The sequence below is a fragment of the Streptomyces sparsus genome, assembly GCF_054776295.1.
The window spans coordinates 1-591 of sequence record NZ_BAAHCA010001665.1; the positions used below are offsets into that span (position 1 = coordinate 1).

General features: G+C 76.0%; 1 pseudogene. It reads right to left on the bottom strand.

Annotated features, from left to right (window positions below):
• Window positions 1–591, bottom strand: a pseudogene (locus ACYVE9_RS30190) (ATP-binding protein); the annotation flags it as partial.

The following is a 591-nucleotide window of genomic DNA, read 5'->3' on the forward strand; positions in this document are numbered from 1 at the left end:
CTGCTGGCCGAACTGCCCGGCTGCGTCCAGCGCTTCGCGCAGCGCGGCCAGCGCCACCGGGTTGCCGTCGAGCAGTTCGCGGAGTTCGGCGACGGACGGGAACCGGCGGTGGGCGGCCCGGTAGGGGCCGATCACCTGGGCCAGGGCGCTGGTGGCGGGCCGCAGGTCCTCGACCTGGCCTCCGAGCAGCGCCTCGGAGAGCATCGCGGCGGCCTCGTCCGGGTCGGTGGTGCCGCCGTAGAGGTCCAGGTCGTGTGCGGACCGTTCGTCGCCGAGCCGGATCACCACGTCGAAGGCGTTGTCGGGGCCGAGTCCGGCGCCGGCCGCGCCGACCGCGACGACGACGGCCTGCCGGGCGAGTGCCTGGAGGCACAGCGACTCCACGGCGGGCCGCACGATGCGGGCGGTCTTGCCGCTGCCGGGCGGGCCGACGGCCAGCAGTGACGTGGTGAGCAGCGAGGGGTCGAGCGCGAGACGGCAACCGCGGTGCCGGTAGGGGTTGCGGGGGTCGTCCAGGGCGCGCCCGATGCGGACCTGTCCGGTGAGCAGGTCGTGGGTGGCGATGCGGACCGGCAGGTCGCGGGCGCCGGA